Source organism: Vibrio sp. D173a (genome assembly GCF_030248475.1).
The window spans coordinates 1-778 of record NZ_JAHGAH010000388.1 but is presented as its reverse complement, the minus strand read 5'-3'; the positions used below and the strand labels follow the sequence as shown (position 1 = coordinate 778).

The window sequence follows — 778 nt, the reverse complement described above, 5'->3', positions numbered from 1 at the left end:
GTTGTTCTCAATCCTCGATGATGACCGCAAGAGCGTGATTGAAGTGAGTGCGATTCATGATGAAATGGGATACCGCCTGATTCGTGAAAAGCTCGCTGCACAGTACAATCTGAGTAACCTTGAGCCGAACATTCAGGTCTTTAATGTGGATGTACGTGGTGACCGCTCAATGACGCTGCAATACGTACCACACGACCGTATCCCACTGGATAAAGGCTACGACGAGGTAATGAAGCACCTCTACCGTTTTGTGGTGTTAGAAGAACTGAAAGACACCGGACATCGAGAAATCCTCGCGACATGTCCAAAACGTAACGATTATGGTGCGAAGATATAGTCAAATCTCGTTTAAGCCTAATGTTAGGCCTAAACCATAGATTCCAAGCAACCTAATAACAAAAAAGCGCATCGGCCGAAGCCCATGCGCTTTTCTTTTACTGGCGTAAGCTGATTAGCTAGTTAGCTAGCCATTATACGATTGGCTTTTGACCACGCTCGATCAGTTTCAATAAGATGTTGTCTGCAGATTTACCTGCCACTCCAGCCAGCTTATCTGACAATTTTTTCTTCTGAACGTAGTGGATTGCCAGTACCGTTTTCTCTTTGCACGCATCCACAACGATGTCATCAGAAGTACGAATTTCGTCCACCAGCCCTAATGCATGAGCCTGTGTACCAAACCAGTGTTCACCCGTCGCCACTTTCTCAAGATCAAGCTCTGGGCGGTGATCACGGATAAAGTCTTTAAACAGACCGTGTGTCTCTTCAAGCTCCTGCT

General features: G+C 46.1%; 2 protein-coding genes. One reads left to right on the top strand and one right to left on the bottom strand.

Going from position 1 to position 778, the window contains the following annotated elements; genetic code table 11:
• On the top strand, positions 1 to 337 hold a 337-nt coding region (locus tag KIV40_RS26120; RefSeq protein ID WP_285352101.1), incomplete at its 5' end, for a SpoVR family protein.
• A gap of 133 nt (positions 338 to 470) precedes the next feature.
• Here the strand turns inward: KIV40_RS26120 and KIV40_RS26115 are convergent.
• Positions 471 to 778, bottom strand: a 308-nt coding sequence (locus KIV40_RS26115) for a S49 family peptidase (protein ID WP_285352099.1), incomplete at its 5' end; no start/stop codon positions are given.